The following is an 18289-nucleotide window of genomic DNA, read 5'->3' on the forward strand; positions in this document are numbered from 1 at the left end:
AGGGGTGGAAGATTGAACTAATATTTAAGTATGGAATGAATATCCATCGAATATGATTTCAGCTCTTCTGCCCCTTTTAAAAAGCTCAGCTCAATAAGAAAGGAAAAGCCACTCACCGTACCACCTGCTTTCTGGATCAATTGAGCGGTTGCTCCTGCCGTCCCACCCGTGGCCAGTAGGTCATCATGGATTAACACCTTTTGTCCAGGCAACACCGCGTCAACATGTATTTCAATTTCCGCTGAACCATATTCCAGGTCATAAGCGTGGCCAATGGTTTTGTAAGGTAACTTCCCCTTTTTCCTGATAGGAATAAATGGTACACCCAATCTGATCGCCAATTGTGATCCAAACAGGAAACCTCGAGATTCTATACCCGCAACAGCCCCTATGCCCTTTTTAGACCAGTATTCCGCCAACGCATCCAGTACCTGGGCGCTCAAGGCCGCATCTGAAAGAACTGGGGTGATGTCCTTAAAAAGAATTCCCGGCTTTGGAAAGTCCGGAACGTCACGTATTGTTTGAATTAATCGTTGCTCTAGATCGTTCATCATTCGAAGATAAACTGTGTTTTTGGGAATTAATGAAACTAACTTAAGATTGGCTTGATTGATAGTTATATTTACTGATCCAAAATGCTCGAAAAAAGGATACTATGAGATCATTGATTTGTGCGCTTCTTATTACTCTTTCCTATTGTGCTAGTGCGGCGCATATTCTCATACCTATGGATGAAACTCAGAGCAACCATCTTAAATCCTACGGGATCACCTACTGGATGCTGACCAAAGAGGTTCCTGTTGATTGGCTTTTGAACTATCGGGGCGGCAGCTTTATGGTAAAATACCTACCTACCCTGGAAAACGAATGTGTGATTCGAGGGGTGTCTTACGAGATCATTTCTGATGCAGAAGCTAATCAGATTGTCAATGAGATCTCCAGTCCGGCCAGCAATATGGATGTCATGAAGCTGGAGAAGTATCCTAAAGTAGCAGTCTACTCACCCAAGAGCAAGCAACCATGGGATGACGCCGTTACTTTGGTTTTGACCTATGCGGAAATTCCTTATGACGTGGTTTTCGATGATGAGGTGATGTACAATGAACTTCCGAAATATGACTGGTTGCACCTCCATCATGAAGATTTTACTGGCCAATACGGTAAGTTTTATAAGACCTACCAGCATTTTCCATGGTATCAACAGCAACAACGAGAATATGAAGAGTCAGCACGTAAACACGGCTTCTCGAAGGTTTCTCATTTGAAATTAGCCATCGCAAAAAAGATTAACGCTTTCGTCGCCAGTGGGGGTTTTCTTTTCGCCATGTGTTCTGCTACTGACACCTATGATATCGCGTTGGCAGCTGAGGGTGTTGATATATGTGAATCCATGTTTGACGGTGATGGAGCTGATCCACAGGCACAATCGAAGTTAGATTATAGCAAAACATTTGCATTCGAAAATTTCCGTTTGGAGCGAAATCCTTATGAATACGAATATTCCAACATCGACATGCAGGATCGTGAACGAGGGGTTAGTGAAAACAATGATTTTTTCAGCTTATTCCAGTTTTCTGCTAAATGGGATCCCATTCCCACTATGCTTACGCAAAACCATACCCACGTGATTAAGGGCTTCATGGGGCAAACCACGGCTTTTAGAAAAGAACTGATCAAAGGTGATGTGGTGGTGATGGGGGAAAACCGTTCTATTGGTGAAGCCAGATATATTCACGGGGTGATCGGGAAGGGTTTCTGGACCTTTTATGGTGGACATGATCCGGAAGACTACAGGCATTATGTCAATGAGCAACCTACAGACCTTAACCTGCATCCCAACTCTCCGGGATACCGACTCATCCTTAACAACATCCTATTCCCTGCCGCCAAAAAGAAAAAGCAGAAGACTTAATTAAAGCAGCCAATTATGCTATTGGCCTCCACCTGATCAGGCTTCCAGCATCAAAATATGGCATCCTGAACACCACATTTTTAGCGTAAAAAAAGCTAAATTAAGGACAACCACGCCCACCTAACTGAATGATGGTTACCTGCATATGGTTGGGGGCAGAACATGGAAAGATGACCTTGAGCAGAAGGCGCGTATGACTAAAGACTATGAACAAAAAGCTGGGATATGGGCCAACCTAACAGGCTGGTTTCCGTGGATTAAATATATCAGTATATCAGGTTCTAACCGTCCCAAAGATTTAATGGGTTTCCTATTGCCCAATCCGTCAACGGAACAAATCAACAAGGAGCCGGAACTGAAGCAAAACGAGGGTTTTTTTTCTAAATATGACATAGTCTATGCCGAAAATACTCTTTAGCCATTCTTATTTCTATCAGCTGGATTCGAAGCAATGGAAAATGGCTGAGCCATTTCCTCCCTTGATGACAATGACGGCTGCTGGTTTTTTGAGGGATCATGGGTGTGAAGTAAGCTTATTCGATGTCGGTCTGAGAGAAAATGAGTCCGGTTTGTCAGATATATTATCACAATTTGGCCCTGACTACTTTGTCATATTTGATGACGGTTTCAACTGGTTAACTAAAATGTGTCTCACCACCATGCGCGAAGCGGCATTTCGCATGCAGGAGACTGCCCATCGACATGGTGTTAAGGTGATTGTATGCAGTTCGGATGCCACTGACCATTATGAAAAATACCTCGACCATCATGCTGATATCGTCATTCGTGGGGAAGGTGAAATGACATTAAAAGCGCTTATTGACGCTTATGAAAATGAAACATCATTGGATCAGGTCAATGGCATTGCCTATCGTAATACATCTGATGAGACATTGGTGACACCCAGGCAAGCCATTATGACTGATCTGGATCAACTACCGCTTCCTGCCTGGGACTTGGCAGACGTGGACAGTTACCGACAAATTTGGTGTGAAGCAGGTAAAACACATTATCTCAATATAGCCACTACGCGTGGATGCCCTTACAAATGTAATTGGTGTGCAAAGCCAATCTATGGTCAGCGGTACAATGTGCGATCACCCAAAAAGGTGGTTGACGAAATAGAATTTCACCTTGAGCATCATAACGTCGACCATTTTTGGATGTGTGATGATATTTTCGGTTTGAAGCCCGGCTGGGTTCAGGAATTCAGAAATGAAATAGAAGCGAGAAAGCTAAAAATCTATTATAAGATTCAGTCCAGAGCAGATCTATTATTAGAAGAGGATAATATTGATGCGCTTGTTGCCTCGGGACTGCATGAAGTATGGATAGGTGCAGAATCTGGCTCTCAGAAGATACTGGACGCCATGGATAAGGGCACAACTATCAACCAAATTCATCAGTCCACAAAACTACTGAAACAACATGGAGTCAAAGTGGGCTTTTTTATTCAATATGGCTATTTAAATGAAACGAAGCAGGATATTGAATTGACCATTGCAATGATCAAGGACCTTCAGCCTGATTCTCTGGGCATATCAGTCTCCTATCCCCTGCCGGGAACCAAGTTTTACGAAAAAGTACAAAAGGACCTGGAGTCAAAGGCCAATTGGGTTGATTCCGATGATTTAGATATGATGTTTCAAAACACCTACCAACCCTCCTTTTATAGGCTTTTGCACCAGTATACCCATAATGTGTATAACAGATCTAAATCAGTGCGTCTAATTCATGAGGCATTCTCTAATCCACTGATTGTAAGATGGAAACACGTGAAATCGGTATTGAAAGTAATCTATTATACCCCCATTATTATTTGGAGAAACTTAAAATTGAATCGTCTATCTTCCAGTTGATCTACATTTCCTATCTCAATGACCGCAAAATCAAATGACAACCAAACTGATGTAGCTGAAGCCTTTGGTAGGCAATCGGTAATCTTTGATCAGATTTATGATGCTAACCCTATTGTCAGCTACATGAGGGAGAGGATAAGATCCCGTGTGCTAAAGTTGCTGAATACAAAAGATGAAATACTGGAAATCAATGCTGGTACGGGGACTGATGCCATTTATTTTGCTCGGCATGGATATCATGTCACTGCTATCGAATTGAGTCAAAGAATGGTCAATAGAGCACAAGAAAAAATTCAACAGCTTCAATTGCAAAATCAGGTAGACTTCATCTGCAAAAGTTTTATCGACATCAACGAATTACCTGGTACCTATGATTTTGTTTACAGCAATTTTGGAGGTTTGAACTGCACACCTGATATCAAAATGGTGCTGGAGGACCTGATTTCAAAATTGAAACCCGGTGGCTCCGGTTTGTTAACCATTTTACCTCCATTCACCTTATGGGAAAAACTATTTCTTCTCAAGGGAAATACTAAAATTGCTTTTAGAAGAAAATTTAAAGGAGCTTCAAGTGCTCATATTGAAGGTCAGCATTTTGATTGTTGGTATTATACGCCTCAATATGTTAAAAGTATCATCGAACCACTAGTAGATCAGATTCAAATAGAAGGTTTATGTATCTTTTCGCCTCCCTCCTTTTTAGAAAAATTTCCTGTTAAATATCCAAAACTATATTCGGGACTTACGTCCATTGACCATGTTGTTGCCAAATGGCCTCTGTTTCGATCCATTGGAGATTATTTCATCATTAGTTTCACCAAATAGTGGATCTTTTGGCAATTAACAGTTTGAGTTTTTTCCATAAACTCAGCTTGGATCTATGATGGTACTTCCAAAAATCAAGATACCTCGGACACTCCTTCGCTGACACCTTGCTCACCTCTGCCAGGTGAAAAAATGATCCTGATACATCTTGAATGATATTTAGTTCCTGAGGATGCATCTCCAGACCATATGACCTGATACTTTTTGTAGCGGGACGAGAAGTAAGCACGTAATTTTTCCTTGTGCGCTTCAGGTTCTTTGTACCATTGAGGTCGGGTTCAAAATCATATTTCCCGTACTCTGAAAACAATTGTTTCCACACTTCAGGTACCAACTCAAAATGCGAATCATATACTGCAATAGACTTATCCCTGGGCCAAAAATTAGAATCAGTTGGTCCCAAAGTAAGTTCGGACTGAAAAAACAGGGTGTTTTGTGAAAAATGTGTGCCCAGATCTCCAAAATTGGTGCAATACGAGACTCTGGGAAAACAATAAAAGCGATTCGTTTCGATGAGGTACTGAACTTTGAGAGGAAACCAGTCGTCACTTAACTTATAATCCCGAAAAAGGTCATGCATCATGACATCATCTCCCACTGGCTTTCGATTAATGAACCACTTTTCGAATTCGTTCCACTGATCTTCGGTGTAAACCTGCCCCTGGTACCAGGGAACCTGGAGAAAATAACAGGAATTTCCATCCTGAACAGGTCGAAACGGCAAATGAAGATAACCATTGAACCAAAGTGAATTTAACGAAAATCCGGCTATTCCCGGATCATCCTGATACGTTGAAAGCAGTTTTTGGGCGTAATTATAGAAATACGGCGCTACGTATAGATCATCTTCCAGATAGACGATTGCTTTGTATTTGCGAGTCAACCCACCGCAGAATAAATAGTGATTGACCAATCCCAGTTTTTGATCATGCTGGATAATTTCCTTACTCCCATAATGCCATTCAAAGGACTTGCATTTTGCTATCACCTCTGCATGAGCATTATATTCTAATGAAAACACCAAATTCGTATCTGGTGGTATCCTGGCCACGCTCAAACTGCCAAGCAATCGCTCCAGGCTTTGGGGTCTTTGAAATGCATTAATAACAATAACAGGATTCATCGCGCCAGGTTCGAGATCAGTATTCTTGATGTTCTAAATAAAGTTTGATTGAGCTCCCTCGTATCCTCAGGTGGTGTCCAGACATCCTTTTCTAAAAGATCAGCCGATATTCCCACCGAAAGTGCTTTTAAATTATAATAGTGGGCGAAGGCATACAACCCAGAGGTTTCCATGTCTACAACGGTTGCCTTCTTGCTTATCCATTTCTCCTTCATATCCGGAGTCTCTCTAAATGGAGCATCCGTGCTCACAAATTGTTGTGATAGATGGTCAATCCCATTCATCAGTGATTCTAATTGGTCCCACGTATGCTTTTTTATTTCGTTGTTATCTCCTAAAGAATAATGTCTTGAGCAACCTTCTTCACTCAATGCAGAATGGCCTATTATCACTTCGGAACTATCCAGCTTACTGGTAAGTCTGCCCACAAAGCCTAAATGTAAAAAATGCGTAACCCCCAGCGCACGCCACTCCTCACAAAGTGCCACCAGGGCTGAAGCCCCCATTCCCCAACCCGAACTTAGGTAGATACCCGAATGCTTATTCACACATACATGGGTCCCCATCAGGCCTCGCACCTGTCTTCTGCTAAACCAATTGCTGTTAGCCCTTAAGACAGGTTCGGGACAAAAAATCACAGATTTTGGCTTTATTGGCATCTTCAGTTGGCCTGATTTCAGTTTCCAGTCAACCAGTCCCGATGCTGTTAGAATCCCTTGTTCTTTCATTCGGTAATGAAACTAGACAGTTTCATGTATTAATACCAACTTTAGCCAATTTCATTTAGATTGAATGGCATGGATCGAAAAATATTGGGGATCGGTTTAAAAAGAACGGGGACGACATGATTGTACGAGGCACTCAGGATATTAAGAATGAACCCTGCCCACAATGGCATACCCCTATTTTACGACGTGGCATCTCCGTTATGGTCAAGATATGACGCGTTCATGGACAACCCCATTCCCTTACTTTATAAAAAACTTGACTCAAAATATCCAAAATGTAGTTTCATCCTGACTACCAGGCCTATGGATGATTGGATAATTAGTGTGAGGTGGCTGTTTAAATTTGAACTACCCAGGATGAACAAAATGAATCAACGCATAGCCAATGAAATACATTCCCGTTTTTACGGTACCGCAAAATTTGACGAACAAGTATTTACCAAAAAGTGGAAAAACTATCATCAGGATGTTTTTGAACATTTCCATGACCGGCCACATGATCTGTTGGTTATAGATATCAGTAAACAAGTAGACTTGGGACCTCTATGCCAATTTCTTGATGTGCCTGTTCCTAAAAAATCTTACCCTCACCTCAATCAATCCTTCCTTTAAACATTGGTGAACCCATATCTATTGACCTGGTTGTTGGTAAGGCTTTTCACTTGATCCATATGTTGATTTTATCTATCTTAAACCCTTACCTAACTCTCATAACTTATGAATACTAACAGTCTCCTGGGAATAATCGCACTGCTATGTGCCATTTGGGTCATTTATGATGTTTGGACCAAACAAAAGAAAATGTCTGATGGAAGCAAAATCCTTTGGACCATCTGCGCAGTGATCTTTAACATCATCACAGCAATAGTCTATTACTTCAAAAAGAAAAAGTAGGCATTCTTAGTGCATCCTATCCGAGCGAACCTCAAGAGTTTTCAGGATAGCGGCCTCTTCTTCAAGAAATTCTCCCCATCGTTCCATCACATAATCCTCGGGCATATAGGTTTTTGCCAGATCCAGGAAGTTATGATAGTGGCCCGCTTCGGAAACCATTAGCTCGTAGTAAAATTTGGAGAGCTCCTGATCTTCAATGTTTTTCCAAAGAATTTTAAATCGCTCACAGCTCCTGGCTTCAATGAGCGCATTGAGTAGCAGCTTTTCTACCAATTGCTGTTCCCGGCTACCACCCGATCTAAGAATACCATTGATTTTGATGACGTATTCATCTTTACGTGGCTTACCTAACCCAAATCCACGCTTTCTGAGCTGTTCCAGCACACGCTCAAAATGAGCCCATTCTTCCGCCACGACCGGCGTTAGCATCTCAACAAGCTCCCTTCTTTCCGGGTAAAGGACGATCAGGGAAATACAAGATGACGCGGCCTTTTGCTCACAATAGGCATGGTCCACCAATATATCTTCGATCTTTTTTTCTGCGATATTCACCCACCGAGGATCTGTGGGCAGGTTAAGTCCAAGCGTGGTTTTGTTGATATCCATTAGTCGTAAAACGTCCAGTTTACTCCAAAATCAATCGTCTTTCCTTCACCAGGGTAATAAGGGGTTATAAAGTATCCATTATCATTTTGCTGATTGAAGTACATCCATTTGATGAAGACTTTCACATTACTCACTTTGACATTTAGGAATGCATCGGCAGTAAAATAGGACTCCGTTTTGAAATCGTCCTGCAGGTAGAAGTGCTGAATGCTTGGCGCATATCCCATGGCATAGTATGCAGATTTCGCACTCAAATCGAAACCTACCTCCACATTCATGGTCTTCTTAAACCAGGCACCTCTCCAAAACGCTTTACCATTATAAAACACCGGGGGGACACTCAAATTAGACGCCCCATCACCTGAAACCGTCGTTAGATAGACTTCATTTTCTATGTGAAAAGCCTCTCCCAATTCTTTATTGGTAAAAAATCTCAGGTTAAAATCTCCACCAAAACTGGTTAGCACTGCTAATGCTGAGCTTTGCTGCGGGTTGAGGGTTTCATCCATAAATATGTAATTGCTCAACGAAAGAATTCTGGCCTGGGGTTTTACCTCCAATACTCCAAAATCAAGATGTACCCCGCCTTTTATTTCATTCGTAAAAGTCCTGTCCAGCGTATTATTCCACTCATGGAAATTGCCAAAATAACGTTCATAGAAGATTGGCGCCTTAGCTCTGACAGACGAATAAGAACCAAATAGCAGATCAGAATTGAGTCGACCGATCAACTGATACTCTCCTGTCTGCAAATACTCGAGGTTACCCTCCACATTAAACTTGTTCTTCCAGGTAAACCGGCTATAGCCACCAATATAGTTCTCCCCACCTTTATCTATCGGGTCCCAATAGTTGTAACTAAAGTCATAAACCCGGCGCTTCAGATAAGCCCGATAAAACAAATTGGCCAGGTCTCCCTTAATACCAACCTCATTGACCACTTCTTTAAAAGAGCTTTCGGTAGAAACCTGTGATTCGTTGATCAGCGGTTGGCCATAAAAGGCGTAATTGGCTGAGGAGATATTATCATTATAGGCTGTTCCCTGTGATTTTACATCCAACTGGTGATAAAACTGAAGTTGCTTCTGCCAGTCATATTCATGATAAAAGTGATAGTTCATCCGACTATCATTGGCCTTGGCGTCATCCAACTGCACGCTGGCATCCCGGTATAGAAACAAGTCCGCTTTGGTTGGGTTTTCTCCAACAAGGATCCCTCCTGTTTCTCCTACATTGTGATTCAAATTTACCACACTGAGCATAGCACTGTAGGGCATTTTTTCATGCTTATAATAGGTATAAAAGCTGAAAATACTGCTTTGAGAATTACGATCATCGATGGAGGTATAGCCAATGATCTTGGTACTGGTGATCTTATGAATGTCGAATCCAAAATTCCATCTTTGGTTGATGCTCCGAGCGAAGGTGAAGTCAACGGCAGATCGATTGTTTCCGCCAAAAATCACATCTACCGAGATAAATGGTGATTTGGTGTCATAATAATTAACATCCTCCGGGTTATACATGTACGGATCATAAACATCAAAACCAGTAGTCTTTCCAATCTGGTTTTTTAATTGGTAGAATATTGGGAAAAGTGCCGTTCCATTGTTTCCCAGGTCCTGATAGTAATGCTCAGTCTTGTCTGTCATCATGAAACTCTCCAATCGGTAAAGGGTCGTATCAGGATGTCTTTCTGAAGTCTGATTGTTTTTAATATCCAATTCCCGGATGATGCGGGTGGTCTTCGCAGAGTAAATCTGTTTGGTGGAATCATCCACAATTTGAGCTTGAGCAACCAGGCTCAGCAACACAAGACCTATAAAAACATTTTTTTTCAATCTATTGAGCTAATATATTCTGACCTTTAATCGTCAATGCTATTGAAAAGCAAACGTGAACCTATCAATAAAATTGATGGCAAACTTCAGCAAAGCTAAAAAGGTTAAAAATTTCTAGCTTAGTCACTGAGAACAAATTGGATTTATGAAGCTAAAAGAAATCATTCAAACCCTGGAGTCCTTCGCTCCTACTTCGTATCAGGAAAGCTACGACAATGCCGGATTGCTAACCGGCAGTCCTACTATGGAAGTCTCTGGGGCTCTTTTAACTCTTGATGTTACGGAAGATGTTATTCAGGAAGCTTTAGATACTAACTGTAATGTCATCATAGCTCATCACCCGTTGATTTTCAAAGGGCTCAAAAGATTGACAGGCTCGCATTGGGTGGAAAGATGTGTCATCAAAGCCATTAAGCATGATATTGCCATTTATGCTATTCACACCAACCTTGACCACGTTTCAGGAGGGGTCAATTCAAAAATTGCCGAGATGATCGGGCTCATCAACACCAGGATACTCAGCCCTAAGTCTGAAACGCTGACCAAGTTAGTGGCCTTCATTCCCAAAGATCATTCGGAGCAAGTATTGTCAGCCCTTTATGAGGCAGGTGCCGGTGAGATTGGAAATTATGATCATTGTAGCTTTAGGACAGATGGAACCGGGACCTTTCGCCCCAATGATGAATCCAATGCGTTTATTGGAGAAAAGGGCAAAGATGAGCAAGTAAATGAAGATCGTATCGAACTGATATTTGAGTCGTTTAAGACTGGTAAAATAATCAGTGAATTACAACAAGCCCATCCCTATGAAGAGGTTGCCTATTACCTCACGCAACTTGAGAATAAAAATCAGGATGTTGGAGCAGGTTTAATTGGAGAATTATCTGATCCCGTAGAACCGGAAAAATTCCTGAAAGAATTGAAGCAAAAAATGAACACCGGCACGATCAAACATACCGGCATACATTGTGAAACTATTAGAAAAGTGGCCGTTTGCGGAGGTGCTGGGGGCTTTCTTCTAGGTAAGGCCAAGTCATCCGGAGCAGATATTTTTATCACTTCTGACTTCAAATACCATGACTACTTTGAAGCCGATGGCAGGATCATCATTGCAGATATTGGACATTATGAAAGTGAACAGTTCACAAAGCAATTGCTTTATGATATTTTGAGTAAAAAATTCACTAATATTGCACTCCGTTTGTCAGAGGTAGTGACAAACCCAATCAAATACTTGTAATACTGCATGGAAAACACCGTAGCGAAAAAGCTCGAAAGCCTCGTAAAATTACAATCTATCGATTCCGAACTTGACGAATTAATCAAAGTCAGAGGAGCCCTACCCGAAGAGGTGATGGATTTGGAAGATGAAATTGCCGGATATCAAACAAGAGTTGAAAAGCAAAATCAGGAACTTGCAGATCTTGAAGAAGCCATCAACAGCAATCGTAGCGCTATCAAGGATGCTGAAAAACTCATCAAAAAGTATGAGGAGCAGCAGATGAATGTTCGAAATAATAGAGAGTACGACGCAATCTCTAAGGAAATAGAACTTCAGCAACTTGAGATTCAGATCCTGGAGAAAAGAATCAAAGAGGCATACGAAAAGATCGACATTAAGAAAGATGAGATAGGACAAACAGAAGAAACACTTTCAGAAAGAGGTAAGGACCTTGATTCTAAAAAGGGTGAATTGGATGTTATCACTCAGGAGTCTGAGGACGATGAGAAGAAGCTTCTTAAAGATCGTGATAAAGCTGTTAAGAATGTTGAAGAGAGACTTTTCAAATCATATGAAAAGGTTCGTAACAACATGAGAAATGGTCTTGCAGTGGTTTCAGTAAAAAGAGGTGCTTGTGGAGGATGTTTCAACATCGTTCCGCCTCAGAAACAAGCTGAGATCAGAGAAAAGAAAAAGATCATCGTATGTGAGCACTGCGGAAGAATCCTTGCTGATGTGGAGGATGAAATCGTAGAAGAAGTTCAACCAAAAAGAAGAACAAAGAGAACGGTTAAGAAATAACCTTGCCTTCTTTATGATATTGAAAGCTCCGAACTATAGTTTGGAGCTTTTTTTTATTTTACCCCTTTTTCGGGATGTTTTCCCCGAATAGTCCGGTAATAAGCCTTCATATATTCAATATCCCTATCGGCGTCACCGGTTGGGTAGAACAACTCTCTGAAAACAACTTCTTTCTTTCCGTAATCGAACCCCACCATCTGAATAGGAATATTCACCATCACTGCCAGTCGGTAGAAACCAGTTTTCCAGTTAGGGCTGTATGATCGAGTACCCTCTGGGGTAATGGTCATCACAAACTCCTGTTCCTTACTATACATTTCTGCTATTTGATCAACCACCCTGGTACTTTTAGAACGATCCACTCCTCTCCCGCCTAGCCATTCAATCAATTGGCCTATCACGGGCAATTTGGTGATCGAATCCTTGATCAGAAACCTGCTATGGATCCCTTCGATGGTTCTGGCCGCGAGACCCACAAAAAAGTCCCAGTTGCTTGTGTGAGGCGCTACGATGAGGACATATTTATTTAGGGTAGGCTTGTGTCCTATGATCTTCCAGCCGGTGAGCCAAAAGCAAAACCTAAAGAAGTATTTCATCTTTGTCTTTGGGTCAATGCATCTAATATGCCATTTTCGATTTCTGTTTTGGCATACTCATATCCAAATTCGTAAATCTCTCTGGCTTTATTAAACGAGAACGCACTGAATTGACTCAGTCCCGGAGGCTCCAGAAACAAATCACACTTTTTCTTTTGACCGTAGGCCAATTGAGTGACTGTCATCATCATCGTCCTCTCCATTAAGTTACGCCAGTTTGATAAATTAAACTTCGGATCTATAGGATTACAATGTAAGGCGATAATAAAATCTGCCTGCTTCTTAATAGGTGACACCGGTAAATTATCCAGAATTCCCCCATCTACGAGGTATCTTGAATTGATTTTTACCGGATCAAAGACTACTGGTATACTACACGAGGCCAAAAGCGGTTTGATCAATTGTCCTTTCTTAAAGACTTTGATTTTCCCTTTACGAATGTCTGTTGTTGTAACCCGGAAAGGAAGATCAAGACTTTCAAAGGTGTCTTCCGGAAAATACTTCTCAAGCTCCCTTGCTGCCTTTTCGATGCGTAGAAAACTCCTTCTGTTTAGTGCCAGTTGAAAGGCATCAAACATACTCGTCTTCTCAATAAATTCGAGGGTTTCTTTGGGCGTGTAGTTGGCGGCTATGAAAGCCCCGACAATAGCTCCGGCACTTACACCGGAGACAATGTCGAACTTGATATCTTCTTCCTGCAATGCCTGAATAACACCGAGATGAGAAATACCCCTAGCGCCCCCACCAGACAATACAAGACCGATTTTCATTTTATATTATTGATAAGCTCCCATTGAACCAAATTTCTCAATTCTTTGAGAGATGCGCTCGTCTGGTTTTAACTTATTTAGTTCCTTAATGTTTGTAAGGATTGCCTTTTTTAATTCAGTTGCAGAAGCTTTCATGTCCAGGTGTGCACCACCAAGAGGCTCTCTGATCACTCCGTCAACAAGCTTGTTTCCAAGCATATCAGTTGCGGTTAACTTAAGTGCTTCAGCCGCTTGTTCCTTGTAGTCCCATGTTCTCCATAGGATCGCAGAACAGTTTTCTGGAGAGATCACTGAATACCATGAATTTTCCATCATTAACACACGGTCTCCGATTCCTATTCCCAGGGCACCGCCGGAGGCACCTTCACCGATAATGACACATACTACCGGAACCTTAAGCGTCATCATCTCCTTAAGGTTTCTGGCAATAGCTTCACCTTGTCCTCGCTCCTCTGCTTCGATACCAGGATAAGCTCCGGGAGTATCTATAAGCGTTACAATGGGAACATTGAACTTCTCCGCCATTTTCATAAGTCTGAGTGCTTTTCTGTAACCATCCGGGTTAGCCATTCCGAAATTTCGGATTTGACGCTGTTTAGTGTTTCTACCTTTCTGGTGACCAATCACCATCACCGACTGACCATCTATGTCTACCAGTCCTCCTACCATAGCTTTATCGTCTTTTACAGCGCGATCACCATGTAGTTCAATAAACTCGTTAGAAATTTCATAGATATAGTCCAGGCAATAAGGACGGTCTGGATGTCTCGACAATTGAACCCGCTGCCATCTGGTCAGGTTCTCAAAAGTATCTTTCTTCAGCTTAAGGATTTTGTCTTCCAACTTTTTCACAGCATCTGAAACGTCTACATCGCTTTGCTGAGCTAATTGTTTCATATCACTCAACTTGTTTTCAAGCTCAACGATAGGCTTTTCGAAATCTAAGTGCATAGGTTGAATTTAGTTCGGCACAAAGGTATGTAGAAAACGGATTTGAAGATTTTAGATTGTGGATAAAAACATGAAATTAATTGAAAAGAGATGTTGGAATTGAAAAACCGTCGGTATACTTTTGCATCACCATTAACAAACGGTGTGGTAGTTCAGCTGGTTAGAATGCCTGCCTGTCACGCAGGAGGTCGCGGGTTCGAGTCCCGTCCATACCGCACAAAATGCCTTGAGATAAACTCAGGGCATTTTTTTTGCCCTTCGGGGATAAAATGGGGACCCGAAATTCACAAAAATTATCGACTGAATCATTCTCTGAAGGATCAGCCATTCTTTATTAGCTTCTTTACTTAAGGGGCAAATAATGCATCAAACAATATTCCCCCAAGAAGATTGCGTATTTCCAGCTATAACTCCTATCCATCAATTAAAAACCGCCATCCGTCCATTTACTCGTCTTGATATCGGTTGTCCTGCTTACACTTGCATCGAACAAACAACGATGACCATGGAAGATTTAATTATTGGCCTGATTTTGATCCTTTGTATGGAAATTACCAAAAGATGTGACTTTAAATTCAAGCCACGTACGAAACGTCTACCCCCTATGCCTATTTCTCATAAGGTATTCGATTTAAGTTGACCAAGTCAACCATGTAGATCCTGACGAAAAAATAAGTAAGCGGGAAAAGCTTGGGACTAACATCATTTCAGGCACTATTCTGGTTTTGGAGCTAATACATGACCCAGTTATCAGAATAATTTGTAGGATAAGTAACTCGACTACTTCGTGAATGAATCAATTACCGGTCTAATATTACTCATAATCACTTTTCTGCTGGCCTTAATTAGCTTGATGATCCTATCCCCGATACCTCAGGATCAATACCATCACCATTTCAGCGATACAAAGAAAATATTGCACATTCCCAATTTTTGGAATACGGTATCCAACCTTCCCTTCAACCTTTCCAGGCTACTATACAACAGCTAATAAGTAAGCTGATAAACAACGCTCGATCGAGCAAAACGCATATAATTGCATTATATTCGACCTTTAAGGTCCATGCAGGATCACATCAATAAATCATTTAAAGAAAAATTTATGGGATGGTTCAGCGACCCAGTCAATGCCGTGGGTGATGCGGTAGAAGGAGCAGCAAATGCCGTAGGTGAATTTGTTTCTGATGCAGTAGAGACCATAGGTGATGCAACATCTGATGGTCTTGATGCCATAGGCGGTAATGTTCCTGTTTGGAGTCATATAATGGAATGGCTGGGGGCAGTCGTTTCTTCAATTACTGACTTTATTGGGATTGTCATAAAGGCTGCTTTTGGGGTTCTCGGAGGGTTAATTGGAGGGGGCATCAGAATCTTAAGTGGAATTATAAGTCTTAATTGGAACTTAATTAAAACTGGTCTTAGCAACATTTGGAATTCAATATTTGGTGGGATTGTATTAGTTGTATTGGGTTTATTAGGAGCAATACAGCAGGTAATTCCCTGGATTCAGGCTAAAGAACGTGCGTTGACTGACGAGGAAATTGAGGATATGCGACGGATATTTGGGGCTTCTATCGCATTCTACAACGTTAGAATCGTGGAAGGTAGACGAGCCGGGTTGTATTCCTTCTCTGATCGGGAAATAGTCATTGGCAATACGGTCTATATGAAAGACCACAACCCCAATGCGGAACGTGACCGCTTAGCACATGAATTGGTACACGTGTGGCAATATCAAAATAAAGGCTCCAGGTATATTTCAGATGCCATCAATGCCCAACTTTTCATCAATGATGCCTATGACTGGGCAAAGGAGGTTTCAGCGGGCATTGAAGAATGGATTGAGTTTAATCCTGAAGCACAGGGGGAGTTAATAAAAGACCTGTATTTTTATGGAAAACTGATCATCACATCAAATACCAAAGGAGAGTTTTTTGACGCTAATGAAAAGAACCTGGGCGTCTTTAACTTTGGCAATCCTGCAGTTTCCCATACTGCTTTGGCTTACAATGCTTGGGATGAACTGTGTGGTGAACGTTCTCAACGTTTATCTAATCTTATTTAACTGACTCATTTTAGAAAACGTAAAAGAACTTTTTGGAAAACAGGTCAATTGTAGGTCGAGTAATTCTAATTGTTACATTTATTCTGGCTCTAGCAGGATTGATGATCCTATCCCCTATACCTCAGGATCAATCCTATCATCACTTCAGCGATACAAAGAAAATATTGGGCATTCCTAATTTTTGGAATGTGGCATCCAATCTTCCCTTCCTGTTGGTTGGAATCATAGGTATGATAAAGTCTTTTCCAATGGTATCCTTGAGAACACAGTATTTGACTTTTTTCCTTGGGGTATCCCTGGTTTCTACCGGATCGCCCTATTATCATCTATCTCCAAATGACGCTACACTGGTCTGGGACAGATTGCCAATGACCGTAGGATTCATGGCGCTATTATCAGTAATCGTGAGCGAGTACATTAACCAAAGAATAGGTCGTCGACTGTTTATTCCACTGCTGCTCATTGGGATGCTTTCTGTTTGGTATTGGGCATTCTTTGATGATCTTAGTTTTTACCTGCTGGTTCAGTATTATCCAATGATTGCTATCCCAGTGATGTTGATCTTCTATAAATCAAAACAGCTAGAGACCAAAGGATATTGGCTACTGATCCTGGCCTACCTGATTGCAAAAATTTTCGAATACTATGATGCTGAGGTTCATGCTTTAGTATTTCTAAGTGGGCATTCACTAAAGCATATCATGGCAGCTCTGGGTATTTATCTATTCATCACATCTCACATCGCGGATCAGAGAAAAGCCTCCCGAACGAATTCTTGACAATTAATAGGTACCCTCCTAAACAAAAAAAAGCCTGCTTCATTCGAAGCAGGCTTCATCAACAAGTGTCGTTAAGAATTTATTTTACTTTTTCTACGATCGCTTTAAAAGCTTCCGGATTGTTCATCGCTAGATCGGCAAGAACCTTTCTGTTGATGTCAATGTTCGCAGCTTTCAATTTGCCCATGAATACAGAATATGACATGTCGTATTCTCTCACACCGGCGTTGATACGCTGTATCCAAAGTGCTCTAAATTCTCTTTTCTTAGCTTTTCTATCACGGTACGCATACTGCATACCTTTTTCGATTGCGTTTTTAGCAACCGTCCATACATTTTTTCTTCTACCAAAGTACCCTTTGGCTTGCTTCATCGCCTTTTTACGACGTGTTCTTGAAGCTACATGATTTACTGATCTTGGCATTTCTACTTACTTTTTGACAATTGGCGTTTGAAATTCAAAACTTGCACAAACCAATCATCGGGTTAAAAAATAAACCTAATTAAAGGTGAAGCATGAACTTCACGTTGTTGATGTCACTCTTATGAACAAGAGTAGCATGCGTCAAATTACGCTTTTGCTTAGTCTCCTTCTTAGTAAGAATGTGACTCTTAAAAGCGTGCTTTCTTTTGATTTTTCCGGTACCCGTCAGTTTAAATCTCTTCTTGGCACTGGAATTAGTTTTTAATTTCGGCATTTCGCTAATTTTTATTTTTTCTTACTTGTTGATTTCGGTGCTAGTATGATAGACATCCTTTTACCTTCAAGCTTGGGAAGCAATTCAACTTTACCCAATTCCTCCAAAGCCTGAGCAAACTTTAGCAACAGGATCTCTCCTCTATCTTTAAAAACAATGGATCTACCCACGAAATGAACGTAAGCTTTCACCTTAGCTCCCTCTTCCAAAAACTTTCTGGCATGGTTTAACTTGAAGTTAAAGTCATGATCATCAGTATTCGGACCAAAACGGATCTCTTTGATCACCGTTTTCTGAGCCTTGGCTTTGATCTCCTTTTGTTTCTTCTTTTGCTCGTATTTGAACTTAGAGTAATCTATAATCTTACAAACAGGAGGATCTGCATTTGGCGAGATCTCCACTAAGTCCAATCCTTGCTCTTTAGCCATAGTAAGCGCTTTGTTGGTTGGATATACATCCACATCCACATTTTCGCCTACTACACGAACTTCACGAGCAGTAATTCTTTCATTTACTTTATAAGGCTCTTCTACACGCCCCCTATAAGGTTTTCTAAATGGTCTGCTAATAGTTAATTAAGGTTTTGTTCTACCATTTTTTAAAACGAACGCAAATATCG

The 18289-nt window shown here is 41.2% G+C and carries 20 protein-coding genes and 1 tRNA gene; 10 read left to right on the forward strand and 11 right to left on the reverse strand.

What is annotated here, in order from left to right; all coding sequences use genetic code 11:
• Window positions 1–17: 17 nt before the first annotated feature.
• A complete protein-coding gene (locus NXR94_RS10670) occupies window positions 18–554 on the reverse strand; it encodes an adenine phosphoribosyltransferase (RefSeq protein WP_258104618.1) in 537 nt (178 codons plus the stop codon).
• 101 nt (window positions 555–655) lie between these two features.
• On the opposite strand from NXR94_RS10670, the gene NXR94_RS10675 reads away from it, so the two are divergent.
• From NXR94_RS10675 to NXR94_RS10685, 3 genes are all read left to right on the forward strand, one after another.
• On the forward strand, window positions 656–1912 hold the full coding sequence (locus tag NXR94_RS10675) for an asparagine synthetase B (protein ID WP_258104619.1): 1257 nt from the start codon (window positions 656–658) through the stop codon (window positions 1910–1912).
• A gap of 398 nt (window positions 1913–2310) precedes the next feature.
• Entirely contained in the window at window positions 2311–3771 is a 1461-nt protein-coding gene (locus NXR94_RS10680; RefSeq protein WP_258104620.1) for a radical SAM protein, read from the forward strand.
• A gap of 18 nt (window positions 3772–3789) precedes the next feature.
• A complete protein-coding gene (locus NXR94_RS10685) occupies window positions 3790–4596 on the forward strand; it encodes a bifunctional 2-polyprenyl-6-hydroxyphenol methylase/3-demethylubiquinol 3-O-methyltransferase UbiG (RefSeq protein ID WP_258104621.1) in 807 nt (268 codons plus the stop codon).
• On the opposite strand, the gene NXR94_RS10690 is transcribed toward NXR94_RS10685, so the two are convergent.
• Together NXR94_RS10690 and NXR94_RS10695 are read right to left on the reverse strand one after the other, a co-directional pair.
• Window positions 4586–5719 carry a hypothetical protein gene (locus tag NXR94_RS10690; RefSeq protein ID WP_258104622.1) on the reverse strand — a complete coding sequence of 378 codons (1134 nt, stop codon included), beginning with the start codon at window positions 5717–5719 and terminating at the stop codon, window positions 4586–4588. The genes NXR94_RS10685 and NXR94_RS10690 overlap by 11 nt on opposite strands.
• Complete coding sequence (locus NXR94_RS10695) at window positions 5716–6447, reverse strand: hypothetical protein (protein ID WP_258104623.1); 732 nt, start codon at window positions 6445–6447, stop codon at window positions 5716–5718. Before NXR94_RS10695 ends, NXR94_RS10690 begins: the two co-directional genes overlap by 4 nt.
• 147 nt (window positions 6448–6594) lie before the next feature.
• Between NXR94_RS10695 and NXR94_RS10700 the strand changes: the two genes are divergently transcribed.
• Together NXR94_RS10700 and NXR94_RS10705 are read left to right on the forward strand one after the other, a co-directional pair.
• On the forward strand, window positions 6595–7059 hold the full coding sequence (locus NXR94_RS10700; protein WP_258104624.1) for a sulfotransferase: 465 nt from the start codon (window positions 6595–6597) through the stop codon (window positions 7057–7059).
• 105 nt (window positions 7060–7164) lie between these two features.
• The gene (locus NXR94_RS10705) at window positions 7165–7341 is read left to right on the forward strand and encodes a PLDc N-terminal domain-containing protein (protein ID WP_258104625.1); all 177 of its coding nucleotides are present in this window, start codon (window positions 7165–7167) and stop codon (window positions 7339–7341) included.
• Window positions 7342–7347: 6 nt separating this feature from the next.
• Here NXR94_RS10705 and NXR94_RS10710 read toward each other — a convergent pair whose 3' ends face one another.
• Window positions 7348–7947, reverse strand: a complete 600-nt coding sequence (locus NXR94_RS10710; RefSeq protein WP_258104626.1) for a tRNA-(ms[2]io[6]A)-hydroxylase — start codon at window positions 7945–7947, stop codon at window positions 7348–7350.
• The gene (locus NXR94_RS10715) at window positions 7947–9788 is read right to left on the reverse strand and encodes a putative porin (RefSeq protein ID WP_258104627.1); all 1842 of its coding nucleotides are present in this window, start codon (window positions 9786–9788) and stop codon (window positions 7947–7949) included. The genes NXR94_RS10710 and NXR94_RS10715 overlap by 1 nt, the downstream gene beginning before the upstream one ends.
• A 145-nt stretch (window positions 9789–9933) precedes the next feature.
• Here NXR94_RS10715 and NXR94_RS10720 point away from each other — a divergent pair, with 145 nt between their 5' ends.
• Window positions 9934–11028: a Nif3-like dinuclear metal center hexameric protein gene (locus NXR94_RS10720; RefSeq protein WP_258104628.1), complete on the forward strand. Its 1095-nt coding sequence runs from the start codon at window positions 9934–9936 to the stop codon at window positions 11026–11028.
• 6 nt (window positions 11029–11034) lie between these two features.
• Window positions 11035–11811 (forward strand): zinc ribbon domain-containing protein, encoded by a 777-nt coding sequence (locus NXR94_RS10725; protein ID WP_258104629.1) that lies wholly within the window; start codon window positions 11035–11037, stop codon window positions 11809–11811.
• A gap of 53 nt (window positions 11812–11864) precedes the next feature.
• Here NXR94_RS10725 and NXR94_RS10730 read toward each other — a convergent pair whose 3' ends face one another.
• Genes NXR94_RS10730 through NXR94_RS10740 form a run of 3 tightly spaced genes read right to left on the reverse strand, consistent with a single transcriptional unit; the run spans window position 11865 to window position 14128 of the window.
• Window positions 11865–12407, reverse strand: coding sequence for a 1-acyl-sn-glycerol-3-phosphate acyltransferase (locus tag NXR94_RS10730; protein WP_258104630.1), 543 nt, complete (start codon window positions 12405–12407; stop codon window positions 11865–11867).
• Window positions 12404–13177 carry a patatin-like phospholipase family protein gene (locus tag NXR94_RS10735; RefSeq protein WP_308706269.1) on the reverse strand — a complete coding sequence of 258 codons (774 nt, stop codon included), beginning with the start codon at window positions 13175–13177 and terminating at the stop codon, window positions 12404–12406. Before NXR94_RS10735 ends, NXR94_RS10730 begins: the two co-directional genes overlap by 4 nt.
• Before the next feature lie 6 nt (window positions 13178–13183).
• On the reverse strand, window positions 13184–14128 hold the full coding sequence (locus NXR94_RS10740) for an acetyl-CoA carboxylase carboxyltransferase subunit alpha (RefSeq protein WP_258104631.1): 945 nt from the start codon (window positions 14126–14128) through the stop codon (window positions 13184–13186).
• Window positions 14129–14269: 141 nt separating this feature from the next.
• Between NXR94_RS10740 and NXR94_RS10745 the strand changes: the two genes are divergently transcribed.
• From NXR94_RS10745 to NXR94_RS10755, 3 genes are all read left to right on the forward strand, one after another.
• Window positions 14270–14343 (forward strand) — tRNA-Asp (locus NXR94_RS10745).
• A gap of 887 nt (window positions 14344–15230) precedes the next feature.
• Window positions 15231–16193, forward strand: a complete 963-nt coding sequence (locus tag NXR94_RS10750) for a DUF4157 domain-containing protein (RefSeq protein ID WP_258104632.1) — start codon at window positions 15231–15233, stop codon at window positions 16191–16193.
• A gap of 32 nt (window positions 16194–16225) precedes the next feature.
• Window positions 16226–16972: a ceramidase gene (locus NXR94_RS10755; RefSeq protein WP_258104633.1), complete on the forward strand. Its 747-nt coding sequence runs from the start codon at window positions 16226–16228 to the stop codon at window positions 16970–16972.
• Window positions 16973–17051: 79 nt separating this feature from the next.
• Here NXR94_RS10755 and rplT read toward each other — a convergent pair whose 3' ends face one another.
• From rplT to infC, 3 genes are all read right to left on the reverse strand, one after another.
• Entirely contained in the window at window positions 17052–17396 is a 345-nt protein-coding gene (gene rplT / locus NXR94_RS10760; protein WP_258104634.1) for a 50S ribosomal protein L20, read from the reverse strand.
• A gap of 79 nt (window positions 17397–17475) precedes the next feature.
• Window positions 17476–17670, reverse strand: a complete 195-nt coding sequence (rpmI, locus tag NXR94_RS10765) for a 50S ribosomal protein L35 (protein ID WP_258104635.1) — start codon at window positions 17668–17670, stop codon at window positions 17476–17478.
• 11 nt (window positions 17671–17681) lie between these two features.
• Window positions 17682–18239 (reverse strand): translation initiation factor IF-3, encoded by a 558-nt coding sequence (gene infC / locus NXR94_RS10770; protein ID WP_258104931.1) that lies wholly within the window; start codon window positions 18237–18239, stop codon window positions 17682–17684.
• Window positions 18240–18289: the final 50 nt, after the last annotated feature.

Source organism: Marinoscillum sp. MHG1-6, from assembly GCF_024714475.1.
In the GTDB taxonomy this organism is placed as follows: domain Bacteria; phylum Bacteroidota; class Bacteroidia; order Cytophagales; family Cyclobacteriaceae; genus JAMZMI01.